The 16,909-nt window shown below is 66.4% G+C and carries 11 protein-coding genes; 2 read left to right on the plus strand and 9 right to left on the minus strand.

Going from position 1 to position 16,909, the window contains the following annotated elements:
* Positions 1 to 21 precede the first annotated feature (21 nt).
* From sbcB to dnaE, 5 genes are all read right to left on the minus strand, one after another.
* The gene (gene sbcB / locus AAN986_RS15220) at positions 22 to 1,461 is read right to left on the minus strand and encodes an exodeoxyribonuclease I (protein ID WP_017404791.1); all 1,440 of its coding nucleotides are present in this window, start codon (positions 1,459 to 1,461) and stop codon (positions 22 to 24) included.
* A 37-nt stretch (positions 1,462 to 1,498) separates the two neighbouring features.
* Positions 1,499 to 2,953 carry a cardiolipin synthase gene (cls, locus tag AAN986_RS15225; RefSeq protein WP_047218164.1) on the minus strand — a complete coding sequence of 485 codons (1,455 nt, stop codon included), beginning with the start codon at positions 2,951 to 2,953 and terminating at the stop codon, positions 1,499 to 1,501.
* A gap of 83 nt (positions 2,954 to 3,036) precedes the next feature.
* On the minus strand, positions 3,037 to 5,373 hold the full coding sequence (gene clpA / locus AAN986_RS15230; protein ID WP_016446866.1) for an ATP-dependent Clp protease ATP-binding subunit ClpA: 2,337 nt from the start codon (positions 5,371 to 5,373) through the stop codon (positions 3,037 to 3,039).
* Positions 5,374 to 5,436: 63 nt separating this feature from the next.
* Positions 5,437 to 5,814, minus strand: a complete 378-nt coding sequence (clpS, locus tag AAN986_RS15235) for an ATP-dependent Clp protease adapter ClpS (protein ID WP_016454840.1) — start codon at positions 5,812 to 5,814, stop codon at positions 5,437 to 5,439.
* Between the two features lie 133 nt (positions 5,815 to 5,947).
* Entirely contained in the window at positions 5,948 to 9,481 is a 3,534-nt protein-coding gene (gene dnaE, locus AAN986_RS15240) for a DNA polymerase III subunit alpha (RefSeq protein WP_047218165.1), read from the minus strand.
* Positions 9,482 to 9,693: 212 nt separating this feature from the next.
* On the opposite strand from dnaE, the gene AAN986_RS15245 reads away from it, so the two are divergent.
* On the plus strand, positions 9,694 to 10,485 hold the full coding sequence (locus tag AAN986_RS15245; RefSeq protein WP_016454842.1) for an outer membrane protein assembly factor BamD: 792 nt from the start codon (positions 9,694 to 9,696) through the stop codon (positions 10,483 to 10,485).
* Here AAN986_RS15245 and AAN986_RS15250 read toward each other — a convergent pair.
* Positions 10,448 to 12,577, minus strand: coding sequence for an ATP-dependent DNA helicase (locus AAN986_RS15250; protein ID WP_047218166.1), 2,130 nt, complete (start codon positions 12,575 to 12,577; stop codon positions 10,448 to 10,450). The two genes, AAN986_RS15245 and AAN986_RS15250, sit on opposite strands and share 38 nt — an antisense overlap.
* A 136-nt stretch (positions 12,578 to 12,713) precedes the next feature.
* Between AAN986_RS15250 and AAN986_RS15255 the strand changes: the two genes are divergently transcribed.
* Positions 12,714 to 13,484, plus strand: coding sequence for a protein phosphatase 2C domain-containing protein (locus AAN986_RS15255; protein ID WP_047218167.1), 771 nt, complete (start codon positions 12,714 to 12,716; stop codon positions 13,482 to 13,484).
* Positions 13,485 to 13,494: 10 nt separating this feature from the next.
* Here the strand turns inward: AAN986_RS15255 and AAN986_RS15260 are convergent, their stop codons facing one another.
* From AAN986_RS15260 to lpdA, 3 genes are all read right to left on the minus strand, one after another.
* On the minus strand, positions 13,495 to 14,199 hold the full coding sequence (locus tag AAN986_RS15260; RefSeq protein WP_047218182.1) for a hypothetical protein: 705 nt from the start codon (positions 14,197 to 14,199) through the stop codon (positions 13,495 to 13,497).
* A gap of 40 nt (positions 14,200 to 14,239) precedes the next feature.
* On the minus strand, positions 14,240 to 15,343 hold the full coding sequence (zapE, locus tag AAN986_RS15265; protein ID WP_016446859.1) for a cell division protein ZapE: 1,104 nt from the start codon (positions 15,341 to 15,343) through the stop codon (positions 14,240 to 14,242).
* A 95-nt stretch (positions 15,344 to 15,438) separates the two neighbouring features.
* Complete coding sequence (gene lpdA / locus AAN986_RS15270; RefSeq protein WP_017404783.1) at positions 15,439 to 16,866, minus strand: dihydrolipoyl dehydrogenase; 1,428 nt, start codon at positions 16,864 to 16,866, stop codon at positions 15,439 to 15,441.
* Positions 16,867 to 16,909: the final 43 nt, after the last annotated feature.

Raw genomic sequence — 16,909 nt, forward strand, 5'->3', positions numbered from 1 at the left:
CGCGCAGCGGCTCAGGGGGAACTAAAGTTCCGGCATGATCGCCTCGGCATAGTCATACAGCGCCCCCAGGATCTCCTCGCCGCGCTCGTCGGCAGTTTCCGATAGCTGATCGACCATGGCAAACATCTGCTCGGCCGTGCGTGCGCCGCCCTTGCCTTCGATCAGGCAGGCCGCGCAGTGCTGCAGCCAGCGCTGGCGCTCGGCCGGGTTCAGGCTGGCGGGGAAATTGCGGGCGCGGTAGCGGAACAGCAGCTCGGTCAGGCGTGCATCGTCGAAGCCCGTGCGGTCCAGCGCCAGCTCCTGCGCGGACAGGCTGCGCAGGTGGTTCAGGCGGCGCCGGTCCTCATTGCCCACGAAACCGCCGTACAGGTCCTGGTCGGCATCCAGCCCTTCCTGCGCAGGGCGCTGGTGAACGGCACGCCACAGCGCGCTCATGTCGGGCAGGTCCCGTGCAATGGCCGCATGGCCCATGCACTGCTCCACATCGATGCCCCATTGCGCGGCCATGGCCGGGCTCAGCGTCTTGAGGCTGCCGACCACCATGGGCGACTTGTTGACGTGGATGCTCTTGATGGGCAGGCGCTGCATGCCTTCGGGCAGGTCGGCCGCGCGCGAGAACAGGCGCAGGCGCAGCGTGTCCACGTCGATGGAGGCCAGCTCGGACGGGTCCTGCGCCAGATCCCAGCAGATGATCTCGTTCTTGTTGGTGGGGTGCGTGGCCAGCGGCCACATGACGGCGATGCAGCCGCGCTCGGGCCGGATCATGCCGCTGACGTGCAGAAAGGGCCTGGCATGCGCCGGCTCGGCCGGCAGGCCCATTTCCTGCAGCACCCGGTCCTTCTTGTGCAGCGAGAAGGCGAAGTCGAACAATCTGGGCTGGACCTTGCGGATCAGTCGGGCCAGCCCGATGGTGGCACGCACGTCGGACAGGGCGTCGTGCGCCTTCTCGTGCAGCAGGCCGTTGGCGCGGGCCAGGTCCTCGAGCTTGAAGCTTGGAGATCCATCCTCCTTTTTCGGCCAGACAATGCCTTCGGGGCGCAGCGCATAGACCATGCGCACCACGTCCAGCAGGTCCCAGCGCCCGCAGCCGTTTTGCCATTCGCGCGCATAGGGGTCGATGAGGTTGCGCCAGAACATGAAGCGCGTGATCTCGTCGTCAAAACGGATGGTGTTGTAGCCCACGCCCACGGTGCCGGCCTGGGCCAGTTCCGCCTCGATGCGGGCGGCGAACTGGGCCTCGGGCATGCCCTGCTCCAGGCATTGCTGGGGCGTGATGCCGGTGATCAGGCAGGACTGCGGATCGGGCAGGTAGTCGCCTGCCGGCTGGCAATACCACATGACGGGCTCGCCGATTTCATTGAGTTCCGCATCCGTGCGGATGCCCGCGAATTGCGCGGGCCGGTCATAGCGCGGCTGGGCGCCGAAGGTCTCGTAGTCGTGCCAGAAGAAGGTATGGGCCATCGGGCGAGTATGCCTGCGAAAAAAGTGCGTCCGGACATCACAGCAAGGGTGAGCAAAGGCGCGCGCCGGAGTCGAACAGGCGCAGTGCGAAGCCCAGGTCGCGCTTGAAATGCACGCGCTGCGCCTGCTCCAGGTCCAGCTCGAACTGGCGCGCCAGGTCGCCATTGAGCTGGGGCCCGTAGGCGATGGCGCAGACTTCGTAGTTCAGGAAGAAGCTGCGGTAGTCGAAGTTGGCCGTGCCGATGATGGAGATGCTGCCGTCCACCACCAGCGTCTTGGAGTGCAGCATGCGCGCCTTGTATTCGTAGACGCGCACGCCGCAGCGGATCAGTTCGTCGTAGTAGGAGCGCGCGGCCGCCGTGACCAGGGCCGAATCGGAGCGGCGCGGCACCAGCAACTGCACATCCACGCCGCGCAGCGAGGCATTGGTGAGCGCGGCCAGCGCGGCCTCCGTGGGAACGAAGTACGGCGTGGTCAGCCAGACACGCTCCTCGGCCGCGTTGATGGCCGCAAGATGGGCGCGGTAGATGGCCTGTAGGCCGTTGTCGGGGCCGGAGGTGATGATCTGCACGGGCAGCGGGCCCTCGGGCGCGTCCGGCAGCAGCAGGTCAATGTCGGCGGGCTCGCTCTTGGGGTCCTTTTCGAGGGCGTAGGCCCAGTCCTCGAGGAACACGGTCTGCAGCCAGTTGACGATGGCGCCCTCCAGGCGCAGGTGCACGTCGTGGTAGGCATCGGGCATGACACGCGCGTTCTCTTCGTCGGTCACGTTGACGCCGCCCGTGAAGCCCACCTTGCCGTCGCACACCAGGATCTTGCGGTGGGTGCGGAAATTGATAACGGGGCGCAGGCGCCGCCCGATCCTGGAGTCATGGAACAGCGCCACCTCGGCGCCGGCTTCCTCCAACGGCCGCAGAAAGCGCCGCCCCAGCTTCTTGGAGCCCAGGGCATCCACCAGCAGGCGCACCTGTATGCCTGCGCGGGCCCGCTGTATCAGCAGGTCGCGCAGGGCCGTGCCGGTCTGGTCGGGCTCGAAGATGTAGTACTCGAGGTGGATGTGGTGGCGCGCGGCATTCACCGCGTCGATGATGGCGTCGAAGGTGGCCGCGCCACCGACCAGCAGCCGCAGGTCGGTGGCCGTGCTCACCGGAAAGTCGCTGGTGGCGGCCACCAGTCGCGCGACCTGGTGCAGGCGCTCGGGACTGCCGGGCATGCGCTCGCGCAGCCGCTGCACGCCCGAGCGCACGCGCGATGTCTTGCGCGCGCGCAGCCGCTTGATGCGCTGGCGCTTGAGCCGTTGCGGGCCGAAGAAATAGTAGATGGCCAGCCCGCCCACGGGAATCGCCGCCATGGACAGCAGCCAGCTCAGTGTGGCCACGGGTGCGCTGCGCTGCAGAAGGATCCACACCGCGACGATCACCACATAGACCGACCAGGTCACCGACAGCAGCAGCAGCGCATTCTCATGGGTCAGGTACTGACGAAACCACTCCACAAAGACTCCTTCGGGCGGATCAAAGAAAAAGCCGGCAGCCCGGGGGGCTGTCGGCTTGCGCGATGGGCATCAGGCGATGCACATCAGTCGGCGGTGGCCTCTTTGGGCTCGGCCGGCTCGGAAGCCGGGTCCTGCCTGGGCTGGGGCGTGATGTCGAGCCTGACCTCGCCCTTTTCGGCATCGTCGGCATCGACCACCCAGTCCACTTCCAGGCGGCCACCGTCGACCAGCTGCCCGAACAGCAGCTCGTCGGCCAGCGAGCGCCGGATGGTGTCCTGGATCAGGCGCTGCATGGGACGGGCGCCCATGAGCGGATCGAAGCCCTTCCTGGCCAGGTGCTTGCGCAGCGCATCGGTGAAGGTGACCTCCACGCGCTTTTCGGCCAGTTGCTGCTCCAGCTGCAGCAGGAACTTGTCGACCACGCGCAGGATGACCTGCTCGTCCAGCGGCTTGAAGCTGACGATGGCGTCCAGACGGTTGCGGAACTCCGGCGTGAACAGGCGCTTGATGTCGCCCATTTCGTCGCCGGCCTGGCGCGGGTTGGTGAAGCCGATCGAGGCCTTGTTGATGGTCTCTGCACCCGCGTTCGTGGTCATGATGAGGATCACGTTGCGGAAGTCGGCCTTGCGCCCGTTGTTGTCCGTCAGCGTGCCGTGGTCCATGACCTGCAGCAGCACGTTGAAGATGTCCGGATGTGCCTTCTCGATTTCGTCGAGCAGCAGCACCGAATGCGGCTTCTTGGTCACGGCCTCGGTCAGCAGACCACCCTGGTCAAAGCCCACATAGCCCGGAGGCGCGCCGATCAGGCGGCTGACGGCATGGCGCTCCATGTACTCCGACATGTCGAAGCGGATCAGGTCCACGCCCAGAATGTAGGCCAGCTGCTTGGCCGCTTCCGTCTTGCCCACGCCGGTGGGGCCCGAGAACAGGAAGGAGCCGATCGGCTTGTCCGGCTTGCCCAGGCCCGAGCGCGCCATCTTGACCGAGGAGGCCAGCGCCTCAAGCGCCTTGTCCTGGCCGAAGACCACGCTCTTGAGGTCGCGCTCCAGCGTCTGCAGCTTGCTGCGGTCGTCGTTGGACACGTTGGCAGGCGGAATGCGCGCGATCTTGGCCACGATGGCCTCGATCTCGGCCTTGTCGATGGTCTGCTTGCGCTGCTCCACCGGAATGATGCGCTGCGCGGCGCCGGCCTCGTCGATCACGTCGATGGCCTTGTCGGGCAGGTGGCGGTCATTGATGTACTTGGCCGACAGCTCGGCCGCAGCCTGCAGGGCGGCGGCGGCGTACTGCACGCTGTGGTGCTCCTCGAAGCGCGACTTCAGGCCCTTGAGGATGTCAACGGTCTCGGCCACCGTGGGCTCGACCACATCCACCTTCTGGAAGCGCCGCGACAGGGCCGCGTCCTTCTCGAAGATGCCGCGGTACTCGGTGAACGTGGTGGCGCCGATGCACTTGAGCTGGCCGCTGGACAGCGCCGGCTTGAGCAGGTTGGACGCGTCCAGCGTGCCGCCCGAAGCGGCGCCCGCGCCGATCAGCGTGTGGATCTCGTCGATGAACAGGATGGCGTTGGGCTTGTCCTTCAGCGACTTGAGCACGCCCTTGAGGCGCTGCTCGAAATCGCCACGGTACTTGGTGCCTGCCAGCAGCGCGCCCATGTCCAGCGAATAGACCACGGCCTCGGTCAGCACCTCGGGCACCTTGCCTTCGGTGATGCGCCAGGCCAGGCCCTCGGCGATCGCGGTCTTGCCCACGCCGGCCTCGCCGACCAGCAGAGGGTTGTTCTTGCGGCGGCGGCACAGGATCTGGATGGTGCGCTCGACCTCGTAGTCGCGCCCGATCAGCGGATCGATCTTGCCGTCCTTGGCCGCCTGGTTGAGGTTCAGCGTGAACTGCTCCAGGGGCGAGGCCTTTTCGTTGCGTTCGCCACCGGCACCCTCTTCGGATTCCGCAGGGTTCTCCGCCTTCGCAGGCTCGGGCGGCTCGCCCTTCTTGATGCCGTGGGCGATGAAATTGACCACGTCCAGGCGCGTCACGCCCTGCTGGTGCAGGTAGTAGACGGCATGCGAGTCCTTTTCACCGAAGATGGCCACGAGCACGTTGGCGCCCGTGACTTCCTTCTTGCCGTTGCCGGTCGATTGCACATGCATGATGGCGCGCTGAATCACACGCTGGAAACCCAGCGTGGGCTGCGTGTCCACTTCGTCGGTGCCCGCGACCTGGGGCGTGTTGTCCTTGATGAAGTTGGACAGGGCCGAGCGCAGGTCATCGATGTTGGCTGAGCAGGCGCGCAGCACTTCCGCTGCACTGGGGTTGTCCAGCAGGGCCAGCAGCAGGTGTTCCACGGTGATGAACTCGTGGCGCTGCTGGCGTGCTTCGACAAAGGCCATGTGCAAGCTGACTTCCAGTTCCTGGGCGATCATTGATGACTCCTTTTCGCTTGCTGGGGATTATTGACTGCAACCATAAATCAGGGCGGCCCGGGTTTATTCAACAGGCTCGAACATGGCCTGCAACGGATGGCCCGCTTTCTGGGCGGCCTGCAGCACCTGCTCGACCTTGGTGGCCGCCACATCGCGCGAGTACACGCCGCAGACGCCGCGGCCGTCGAGATGGATCTTGAGCATGATCTGGGTGGCCGTTTCGCGGTCCTTGCCGAAGAGTTCCTGCAGGACGATGATGACGAATTCCATGGGCGTGAAGTCATCGTTGAGCATCACGACCTGGTACATCTGCGGCGGCTGCACGCGCTGGCGCCGCCGCTCCAGCACCACGGCGCCGTCGTCATCGGACACGGGCCGCACTGTGGGAATGGCAGGAGGGGTCGAAGGGGGTTGGGTTGCCATGAAAATCATTCTAGCCATCGGAGCCACTGTTTTCCGGAAGGGATATGCGAGGCGTGCCTGAAGAATTCAAGCGCGGCGCCTGCCCGGGCTGGCCAGCACGCACCAAAGCAGTGCCTGCTTGCCGCCACCGGACGCTGCGCCACCTTGCGCGTCATTCGTAGACCACCTTGACCTGGGCGCTGCCCGCCTGGGCATACCAGGCGGCCAGGGCCGCGTCGCTGGGATAGAAGCGGCTGCCGTCGCCCAGGGCCAGCTCGCAGCTGGCCGAGCCGCGCTCGTCCTCGCAGACCAGTCCCAGGCGCACTTTCATGCCGCGCTGCAGCTCGCCATGCTCGCCCTGCTCCACCACGGCGGGGAACTGGCGCAGCAGGCCGACCACGTCGGGCATCTTCTCGCCCACGCTGACCTGCAGGTAGCGCGCGAAGCGGCAGCGCGCATCGGCCAGGTTGAACAGCTGCTGTGCCTTCATGCGCAGGCCACCGCTGAAGTGGTCCAGCTGCAGGCGCCCGGTGATGACGACGAATTCGTCGTCCTTGAGCAGATCGCGATAGGTATTGAGCGTGTTCTCGTCCACCGAGGCCTCGATCACGCCCGAGCCGTCATCGATCTTGAACAGGCCCAGCCGCCCGCGCTGGCCATTGATGGCGCGGAAGTCGCTGATGATGCCGGCCAGGGTCTGGGGCTCGCGGCTGTCGCGCAGCTCGGCCAGCGGTGTGCGCACGAAGCGGCGCACCTCCTTTTCGACCTCGTCGAACAGATGGCCCGACAGGTAAAAGCCCACGGCGGTCTTTTCCTGGGTCAGCCTCTCCTTCACGCCCCAGGGCAAGGCATCGGCCAGGGGCGGCTCCTGGGTGCTGGAGCCCACGGCGTCCTCGCCCATCATGTCGAACAGCCCGCCCTGGTTGGCATTGGCCAGCGTCTTGTTGGCGAACTCGAAGGCATGGTCGATGGAGGCCACCAGGGCCGCGCGGTTCAGTTCGATGGCATCGAAGGCACCGCCCTTGATCAGGGCTTCCAGCGTGCGCTTGTTCAGGCGCGTGCGGTCCACGCGCACGCAGAAGTCGGCCAGGCTCTTGAACGGCCCCTTGTCGGCGCCGCGCGGGCCCACGCCGCGGCCTTCACGGGCCGCGATGATGGCCTCGATGGCCTGCTGGCCCGTGCCCTTGATGGCACCCAGGCCATAGCGTATGACCTTGTCGGTGACGGGCTCGAAGCGGTACATGCCGCGGTTGACATCCGGCGGCTCGAAGCTGATGCCCATCTTGAGCGCGTCTTCGTACAGCACCTTGAGCTTGTCGGTGTTGTCCATTTCCACGGTCATGTTCCCGCAGTAGAACTCGGCCGTGTAGTGCACCTTCAGCCAGGCCGTGTGATAGGCCAGCAGCGAGTAGGCGGCGGCGTGCGACTTGTTGAAGCCGTAGCCCGCGAACTTCTCCATCAGGTCGAAGACCTCGTCGGCCTTTTCCTCGCTGATGCCCTGCTTGGCCGCGCCCTCGCGGAAGATCCCGCGGTGCATGACCATTTCCTCGACCTTCTTTTTGCCCATGGCACGGCGCAAGAGGTCGGCGCCGCCCAGCGAGTAGCCGCCCAGCACCTGGGCCGTCTGCATCACCTGCTCCTGGTAGACCATGATCCCGTAGGTTTCGGCCAGCACCTTTTCGACCAGCGGATGCGGATACTCCACCACTTCCTTGCCGTGCTTGCGCGCCACGAAGCTGGGAATCAGGTCCATGGGTCCCGGGCGGTACAGGGCGTTCAGGGCGATCAGGTCTTCCAGCCGGCTGGGCTTGGCGTCGCGCAGCATGCCCTGCATGCCGCGCGATTCAAACTGGAACACGGCCTCGGTCTTGCCCTCGGAAAACAGCTGGTAGGTGCGCGCATCGTCCAGCGGGATGTTCTCGAATGCGAAGTTCTCCTGGCCCTTGTGGCGCTTGATGATGAACTCGCGCGCAATCTCCAGGATGGTCAGCGTGGCCAGGCCCAGAAAGTCGAACTTCACCAGGCCCACGGCCTCCACATCGTCCTTGTCGTACATGGCCACGGCCGAGTCGCTGCCCGGCTGCTGGTACAGCGGGCAGAAATCGGCCAGCTTGCCCGGGGCAATCACCACGCCGCCCGCGTGCATGCCGATGTTGCGTGTCATGCCTTCGAGCTTCTGGGCCATTTCAATCAGTGTCTTGACGTCTTCTTCTTTGTCGATGCGCTCGGCCAGCATGGGCTCGGCCTCGATGGCGTAGGTGTACTTGTCGCCCTCCTTCTTGGGGTTGGGCGGGTACTTGAGCGTGACGTGCAGGCCAGGCTTGTTGGGAATGAGCTTGGAGATGCCATCGCAGAAGGTGTAGCTCATGTCCAGCACGCGGCCCACGTCGCGGATGGCCGCGCGCGCGGCCATGGTGCCGAAGGTGGCGATCTGGCTGACGGCGTCGCGGCCGTACAGCTGCTTCACATAGTCGATGACGCGGTCGCGGTTGGCCTGGCAGAAGTCCACGTCGAAGTCGGGCATGGACACACGCTCGGGATTGAGGAAACGCTCGAACAGCAGGTTGTATTCCAGCGGGTCCAGGTCCGTGATCTTGAGCACGTAGGCCACCAGCGAGCCGGCGCCCGATCCGCGGCCCGGACCCACGGGACAGCCGTTGAGCTTGGCCCACTTGATGAAGTCACCCACGATGAGGAAGTAGCCCGGAAAGCCCATCTTGAGGATGGTGCCGATCTCGAACTCCAGTCGCTCGACATAGCGTTCGCGCTGGGCCTCGCGCTTGGCGGGGTCGGGATAGAGATGGATCAGGCGTTCCTCCAGCCCCGCAAAGGACTCCTGGCGGAAGAACTCGTCCATGGTCATGCCTTCGGGCACGGGGAAGTTGGGCAGCTGCGGCTTGCCCAGCACCAGCGTCAGGCTGCAGCGACGCGCGATTTCCACGGTGTTGGCGATGGCGCTGGGAATGTCGGCAAACAGCGCCTGCATCTGCGCAACGGTCTTGAAATGCTGGTCGCGCGTGAAGCGGCGCACACGCTTGGGGTTGGCCAGGATCTCGCCCTCGGCGATGCACACGCGCGCCTCGTGCGCTTCGTAGTCGTCGGGGCCGAAGAACTGTATGGGGTGCGTGGCGACCACGGGCAGGTTCAGGCGATCGGCCAGTTGCACGGCGGCCAGCACATGGGCTTCGTCGTCAGGCCGGCCTGCGCGCTGCAGCTCGATGAAGAAGCGGTGCGGGAACATGCTCGCCAGCCGCTGGGCGACGGCTGCTGCGCCGGCCTCGTCACCGCGCATCAGTGCCTGGCCCACCGGGCCGGCCTGGGCGCCGGCCAGCACGATCAGGCCTTCGCCCAGCTCCTGCAGCCAGGCCCATGTGTGCACGGCCTGGCCCTTGACCACATTGCGGGTCCAGCCCCGGGCCAGCAACTCGGACAGGTTGTGGTAGCCCAGCGGGCTTTGCACCAGCACGATGATGCGCGAGATCGCGGCGCCGTTTTCGCCCTCGATCTGGATTTCCGCGCCCAGCACGGGCTTGACGCCCTTGGCCCGGCCTTCGCGATAGAACTTGACGCCGCCAAACAGGTTGTTGAAGTCTGTGACGGCCAGTGCGACCTGCCCATCCTCGGCGGCGGCCTTGACGATGGCGTTGATGCGGTTGGTTCCGTCCACGACGGAAAATTCGGTGTGCAGGCGCAAATGGACAAACATATGGGCGCCATTGTAGAAAGCTCCGCAATGCCGGGACCCGTTCGCGGCCATGCCTTTGCCGCCGCCCCCGCCTGCGGGGCGGGCATCGCAGGCCGTTACAATGCCTCGGCCCGGTTGCGGGAAAATCAGGCTTCATGCGGCCCCTCAGCGCGGCCCGCGTCCCTGCCCGCCAACCCTCTCACCGCCCTTCGATTGCCCGAGAAACGTCCACCATGCAGCGTATTCCCCTGTCCATCGTTCCCGCCGTGCTGGTCGCAGGCGTCCTGACAGCCTGCTCCAGTACGCAACAAGACCCTACTGCCAAGTGGACCCCGGACCGCATCTATACCGAGGCGCGCGACGAAGCCGCGTCCGGTGCGTTCGACAAGGCCGTTCCGCTGTTCGAGAAGCTCGAAGGCCGTGCCGCCGGCACGCCCCTGGCCCAGCAGGCCCAGCTCGACAAGGCCTATGCCCAGTACAAGAGCGGCGACAAGGTCCAGGCCACGGCCACGCTGGACCGCTTCCTGAAGCTGCACCCGGCCAGCCCCGCCACCGACTACGCCCTGTACCTCAAGGGACTGGTCAACTTCAATGACAACCTGGGCATGTTCTCCTGGCTGTCGCGCCAGGATCTGTCCGAGCGCGACCAGAAGGCCGCCAAGGACTCCTTCGAGTCATTCCGCGAGCTGGTGACGCGCTTCCCCGAGTCGCGCTACGCCGAAGACTCGCGGCTGCGCATGCAGTACATCGTCAACTCGCTGGCGCAGTACGAAGTCCATGTGGCCCGCTACTACTACGGACGCGGCGCCTACGTGGCCGCCATCGCACGCGCGCAGACCGCCGTCAAGGACTACCAGGGCGTGCCCGCCGTGCGCGAGGCCATGCAGATCCTGGTGAACTCATACGATGCACTGGGCATGACCCAGCTGCGTGACGATGCGCAGCGCGTGCTGACCGCCTCGTACGGCCAGGACTCCGACAAGGACGTCACGGCAAAGCAGAAGTCGTGGTGGAAACTGTGGTGACCTGCGGCGCAGGCTGCGCCAGCGCCTGCAGGGCCTGAACAAAGGCCGCCTCGTCCTCCAGGGTCCGCATGGGCGGCAGCGCAGCGCGCAGCCGCCGCCCATAACCCTTGGCGGTCAATCTGGGATCGCAGACCACAAGCACGCCGCGATCCGTCTCGCGCCGGATCAGGCGCCCGGCGCCCTGCTTGAGCGCCATCGCGGCCTCGGGCAGCATGTAGTCGGCAAAGGCCTGCCGGCCCACGGATTCCAGACTGCGCGACCGTGCCTCGACCAGCGGATCGTCGGGCGGCGGAAACGGCAGCTTGTCGATGACCACCAGCTGCAGCGCATCGCCAGGCAAATCCACCCCTTCCCAGAAAGTGGCCGATGCCACGAGAATGCAGCCGCGCCCCGCGCTGGCGCCCTTGCCTTCGCCTGCCGCAACAAAGCGCTCGATCAAGGTCAGCTTGGGCGCCTGCCCCTGGACCAGCACATCAAGTTCACCGAACAGCCCCAGCGACTGCTGCAGCGTGTCGCCTATGGCGTGCAGGGCACGCAGCGTGGTGGTCAGCACCAGAGTGCGGCCGCCCAGGCGCTGGGCCGCATCCAGCGCCAGGCGTGCCACCTCGGCGCTGTGGGCCGGGCTTCCTGCCTCGGCAAAAGGCCGCGGCACATAAAGCGCCGCCTGCCGCGCATAGTCGAAGGGGCTGTCCACGCGCAGCACCTGGGCCTCTCGCAGTCCGCAGGGCTCGGTGAACCAACTCAGCCGCTCGTCGTCGCCCAGCGTGGCAGAGGTGAAGATCCAGGCGGTGCCCGCTGGCGGCTCGTACGCGGCGGTGGGTGCGTTTTCCTGCGGCTCGGCGTCTTGCCCGCTTCCTTCCTGATGCTCTTGCTCTTGCGCTTGCGTCGGACCCAGCAGCCGCGTGCGCATGATGTGTGCAATGGTCAGCGGAGACTCCAGCATGCGCATCTGCTGGCTGCCCAATTCCAGCCAGCGCACCGTGTCTTGCACGGCCGCCGCCGCGAAGGTGGCCAGGCGCCGCAGCAGTTCGCTGCCGCGCTCGAGCAGCCTGCGCAGTTCGGGATCGCTGACCTGCAATTGCACCAGCGGCTCCACCAGCGCCCGCAGGCTGCGCCCCAGCGTGACCAGGGCCGTGCGCCAGCTCTGGGCGTCCAGTCCCTGCGGCGTCACGCCCTGCCAGGACAGACGTCCGCCCACAGGGGGCTTGCCTGCGGCCAGGCGCAGCTCGCGCAGTGCCTGCTCCACACGCGCCGAGAGCATCATCCAGTCGGCCATGCCGCGTGCCAGTTCCTGGCCGGCGCGCAGCACATCGCGGGCATAGCCCGTCAATTGCTGGCCCGACAGGCTCAGGCCAGCGAACTGCACGCCGGTGTCGTTGAGCTGGTGGGCCTCGTCCACCACCACCACGCCCGCGCTGGGCAGCAGTTGGGCCACACCCGAATCGCGCACGTCGAGGTCGGCAAACATCAGATGGTGGTTGATGACCACCACGTCGGCGTCCAGCGCGGTGCGGCGGGCCACGTTGACATGGCAGCCCTGCCAATGCGGGCAGTCCGAGCCCAGGCAGTTGTCGCGCGTGGAGGTGACCAGGGGCAGCGCGGGCGAGCGCTCGTCCAGCGCGGGCAGCTCGCCCAGGTCACCTGTGCGCGTGGTGCGCGCCCAGCGCTCGACCAGGGCCACGCTGCGCAGCACCTGCGGGTCCTGCGGCGCCGTGCGGCCCTGGCGCACGCGCTCCAGCCGCTCCAGGCACAGGTAGGCGCTGCGCCCCTTGAGGCGCGCCATGCGCAGCGGCATGCCCAGGGCGGCCACCAGACGCGGCAGATCCCGTGCGAACAATTGGTCCTGCAGCGCACGCGTGGCCGTGGACACCAGCACGCGCTGGCCGCTGAGCAGGGCCGGCACCAGATAGGCATAGGTCTTGCCCACGCCCGTGCCGGCCTCCACGACCAGGGTCTGGCGCTCTTCGATGGCCTGGGCCACGGCCAGGGCCATGCGGGTCTGGCCTTCACGCGGCAGGAACTGCGCCTCGGCGCGCGACAGCAGGCCTTGCGGGGCGAAGGCCGCCTGCACGGCGGCGGTCAGGGAATGCACAGGACAGGTCCGGTTGTTGAAAAAGACAGCGCCACGGGAGCCGGGCGAGCCGGCACCGGGGGCAGCGCTCCGATAATATGCGCCATGCCACTGGTGTGCCCATCCACCGCCCCAAGAGCCCACCAAACCAGAGACCATGCAGCCAGCGTACCGACTCCAAGCCGCCACAGGCATCCATCGCGGTGACAGGCAATACCAGCAAGACCAGGTGATGCTCATGGCCCACCCGTATGTCCACGGCTGCCTGCTGGGCGTTCTGGCCGACGGCATGGGCGGGCGCAGCGGCGGGCGCAAGGCCTCCGACCAGGTCATGCTCACGGCGCGCCAGCTGTTCGAGCGCTTCGAGCCGGGCAAGGAGGACTGCACAGCGCTGCTGGAGAGCATCGTGCGCGAGTCGCACACGGTGATCCGTCTGACCGCCATTTCGGCCGAGCAGGAGCCGCACAGCACCATCGCCGCCTTCGTCCTGCTGCCCCAGGGCCGCTGCCACTGGGTGCATTCGGGCGATTCGCGCATCTACCACTACCAGGACGCGACCATGGTCCACCGCACCAAGGACCATTCCTATGTGCAGTCGCTGGTGGACCGGGGAGAGCTCACCGAATTCGAGGCCCATGTGCACCCCAAGTCCAACATCCTGCTGGGCTGCCTGGGCACCGAGGCCGAACCGCCCATGAGCCACCATGTGATCGAGCGCGTGTATCCGGGCACCACCCTCATGGCCTGCAGCGATGGCGTCTGGCACTACTACACGGCCGAGGAACTGGGCACCGTGCTCAACGCGCTCACGCCGCGCGAGGCCACGGAATTCCTGATCGACAAGGCACGCGTGCGCGCCCAGGGCGGTGGTGACAACCTGTCGCTGGTGGTGCTCAAGCTCGAGGCACTGGAGCCGGTGACGGCCTGACCACCCGGACTCAGGGCGCCGCAGGCGCGGGAGGCGCAGGCAGTGGCGCTGCCTGCGGGCCGCGATCACGGGCGGCATCGGCGGCGCGGGCCTTGCGCTCGGCAGCCTCTTTTTGCTTGGCCTCGAACTGGGCGCGGGCGGCAGCTCGCCGCTCCTGCTCCTGCGCAGACTGGCGCTGCTCGATCTGCGCCTGGCGATCACGCTGGTGGCTGGCCTGCTGGGCTGCGCGCTGCTGTGCGTCCTGGGCACGCTGGGCCCTGATGGCCTGGGTGTCGCGCTGGGCGGCCGGTGGCCGCTCCTTGGCTTGCATGGACGAGGCGGCCTTCTGCGCCTTCTTGGCCTCGATATCCTCAAGGCGCTGGGCGGCGCGCTCCTTGCGCTCCTCGTCGTTGATCTGAAGCTCGCGTTCGCGCAGCGGACGATCCTGCTCACGGGCCTCTTCGCGCGCCTGCTTGAGGCAGTCTTCCACGGCAAAGCGCTGGTAGCACTCGGACTCCAGGGCCGTGCGCCGGCGCTCGATGACGGCGCGCTGGGCTGCGATGTCGGCACGGGCAGCCTTGCGTTCGGCCTGGGCCTGCCTGGCCGCCTGGCCAGGCTCCCGCGCGGCATCGGCCGCCACGGCCGGGCCCGCCAAGGCCAGGCAGGCCAGCGCGGCGCCCAAAGGAACGGGCAGTTTCTTCACAGAGGCAAAAGCAGAGGTGGGCAGTTTCAGCATGTACAGGTCCGGCAAACGACGCCAGGCGCGGCCACCTGCCTCAGGTCAGGCTGGTATCCACCACGCGGCGCTCCAGCGCCAGGAATTCCTTGGACTGCATCTCGTTCAGGCGCGAGACGGTACGGGGGAACTCATGGGCCAGCGGGCCCTCAGTGTAAAGCTGCTCGGGCGGCACGGCGGCCGAGATGACCAGCTTGACCCTGCGGTCGTACAGCACGTCCACCAGCCAGGTGAAGCGCCGCGCGGGCGACGCCATGTTGACCGGCATATAGGGCACGTCGGACAGCAGCACGGTGTGGAACTGGCTTGCGATCTCCAGGTAGTCGTTCTGCGAGCGCGGGCCACCGCACAGCTCGCGGAAGTCGAACCAGACCACGCCGCCGGCGCGGCGGCGCGCACGGATCTCGCGCGCCTCGATGTGCAGCACCGGGTCCTCGTCCTTGACCTCGGCCAGCTTGTCGAAGGTCTCGGTCATGGCCGCATCGGCCTCGGCACCCAGCGGCGTGTGGTAGAGCCTGGCGTTTTCCAGCGTGCGGCGGCGGTAGTCCGTGCCGTTATCCACGTTGACGACTTCCATGCGTTCGTTGAGCAGGTCGATGGCCGGCAGGATGCGGTCGCGGTGCAGGCCGCCCGGGTACAGCTCGTCGGGCTTGAAGTTGGAGGTGGTGACAAAGCCCACGCCGTTGGCGAACAGCGACACCAGCAGCCGGTGCAGGATCATCGCGTCCGTGATGTCGGCCACGTGGAATTCATCGAAGCAGATCAGCTTGTACTTCTTGGAGATGCGCGCACCCAGCACGTCCAGCGGGTTCTGGGTGCCCTGCAGCACGGCGAGTTCACGGTGGACCTCGCGCATGAATTCATGGAAATGCAGGCGCACCTTGCGCCTGAGCGGCACGGCATTGAAGAAGCAATCCATGAGAAAGCTCTTGCCGCGCCCCACCCCGCCGTACATGTAGACGCCACGGGGGATCTCGGGATGGTTGATGAGCTTCTTGAAGGCGTTGGAGCGGCGCTGGCGGTAGACCGTCCAGTCGTCGGCACAGCGCTGCAGCGCCTCGACGGCGCGCAGTTGCGCAGGATCACTGTGAAAGCCCTTGGCTACCAGTTCGGCCTCGTAGGCCTCTCGCACTGAAACGCTCATGCAGCATCAACCATTTGCTATGTATTCAGAAGCTGAAAGCGCTTGCAGAGCAAGCGCTTTCAGGTCTCGGATTGGCTAGATGGCTAGCCTGGCACTCAGAAGTTCAGAGTACGCTTGTCGACTGCCAGGGCAGCCTCCTTGGTGGCTTCGGACAGCGAGGGGTGGGCATGGCAGATGCGGGCGATGTCTTCGCTCGATGCCTTGAACTCCATGGCAACCACAGCTTCGGAGATCAGCTCCGAGACCATGGGGCCGACCATGTGCACGCCCAGGATTTCGTCGGTCTCGGCATCGGCCAGGAACTTGACCATGCCGGTGGTGTCGCCCAGGGCGCGCGCACGGCCGTTGGCCAGGAAGGGGAAGCTGCCGGCCTTGTATTTGACGCCCTGCTCCTTCAGCTGCTGCTCGGTGCGGCCCACCCAGGCGATTTCGGGGCTGGTGTAGATCACCCAGGGAATGGTGCCGAAGTTCACATGGCCATGCTGGCCGGCGATGCGCTCGGCCACGGCCACGGCCTCTTCCTCGGCCTTGTGCGCCAGCATCGGGCCGCGCACAACGTCGCCCACGGCCCAGACGCCGGGCAGGCTGGTCTTGCAGTCGTCATCGACCACGATGCAGCCGCGCTCGTCCAGGGCCAGGCCCACCGCCTCGGCATTGAGGCCGGCGGTGTTGGCCGTGCGGCCAATGGAGATGATGAGCTTGTCAGCCTCCAGCGCCTGGGCTTCACCCTTGGCGTTGGTGTAGGCGATGGACACGCCCTTCTTGCCGGACTTGACTTCGCCGATCTTCACGCCCAGCTCGATCTTCAGGCCCTGCTTGTCGAAGGCCTTCTTGGCTTCCTTGGCGATCTGCTCGTCCACGGCGGGCAGGAACTTGTCCATGCCTTCGAGCACGATGACTTCGGTGCCAAGACGGCGCCAGACCGAGCCCATTTCCAGGCCGATCACGCCGGCGCCGATCAGGGCCAGCTTCTTGGGGGCCTTGCCCAGGCGCAGGGCGCCGTCGTTGGACAGGATGTTCTCTTCATCGAAGGGCACGCCGGGCAGAGCGCGGGCGTTGGAGCCGGTGGCCACCACGATCTGCTTGCCCGTCAGCACTTCCTCTTCCTTGCCGGCGACCTTGATCTCGTAGCCGCCTTCGACGGCCTTGACGAAGGAGCCACGGCCGTGGAAGAACGTGACCTTGTTCTTCTTGAACAGGTACAGGATGCCGTCGTTGTTCTGCTTCACGACCGCATCCTTGCGGGCGATCATCTTGGCCACGTCCATCTCGACCTTGCCGGTGGAGATGCCATGGTCGGCAAAGTGCAGATTGGCGTGCTCGAAGTGCTCGGACGACTGCAGCAGGGCCTTGGAGGGAATGCAGCCCACGTTGGTGCAGGTGCCGCCCGGAGCGGCGCCGCCGGCGGCGTTCTTCCACTCGTCGATACAGGCCACGTTGAAGCCCAGTTGCGCGGCACGGATGGCGGCGATGTAGCCGCCAGGGCCCGCGCCGATGACGATGACGTCGAATTGCTTGCTCATTTCAGGAATCTCTTGTCTGTGATGCATGAAAAAACCCACCGCA

This window comes from Delftia sp. DS1230 (assembly GCF_040112715.1).
GTDB classification, from domain to species: domain Bacteria; phylum Pseudomonadota; class Gammaproteobacteria; order Burkholderiales; family Burkholderiaceae_C; genus Comamonas; species Comamonas tsuruhatensis.

What these genes read in the sequence shown, in the direction of transcription:
- sbcB (WP_017404791.1), bottom strand. Translation starts at nt 1,461, where the DNA reads ATGGCCCATACCTTCTTCTGGCACGACTACGAGACCTTCGGCGCCCAG.
- clpA (WP_016446866.1), bottom strand. Translation starts at nt 5,373, where the DNA reads ATGATCGCCCAGGAACTGGAAGTCAGCTTGCACATGGCCTTTGTCGAA.
- clpS (WP_016454840.1), bottom strand. Translation starts at nt 5,814, where the DNA reads ATGGCTAGAATGATTTTCATGGCAACCCAACCCCCTTCGACCCCTCCT.
- dnaE (WP_047218165.1), bottom strand. Translation starts at nt 9,481, where the DNA reads ATGTTTGTCCATTTGCGCCTGCACACCGAATTTTCCGTCGTGGACGGA.
- AAN986_RS15245 (WP_016454842.1), top strand. Translation starts at nt 9,694, where the DNA reads ATGCAGCGTATTCCCCTGTCCATCGTTCCCGCCGTGCTGGTCGCAGGC.
- AAN986_RS15255 (WP_047218167.1), top strand. Translation starts at nt 12,714, where the DNA reads ATGCAGCCAGCGTACCGACTCCAAGCCGCCACAGGCATCCATCGCGGT.
- AAN986_RS15260 (WP_047218182.1), bottom strand. Translation starts at nt 14,199, where the DNA reads ATGCTGAAACTGCCCACCTCTGCTTTTGCCTCTGTGAAGAAACTGCCC.
- zapE (WP_016446859.1), bottom strand. Translation starts at nt 15,343, where the DNA reads ATGAGCGTTTCAGTGCGAGAGGCCTACGAGGCCGAACTGGTAGCCAAG.
- lpdA (WP_017404783.1), bottom strand. Translation starts at nt 16,866, where the DNA reads ATGAGCAAGCAATTCGACGTCATCGTCATCGGCGCGGGCCCTGGCGGC.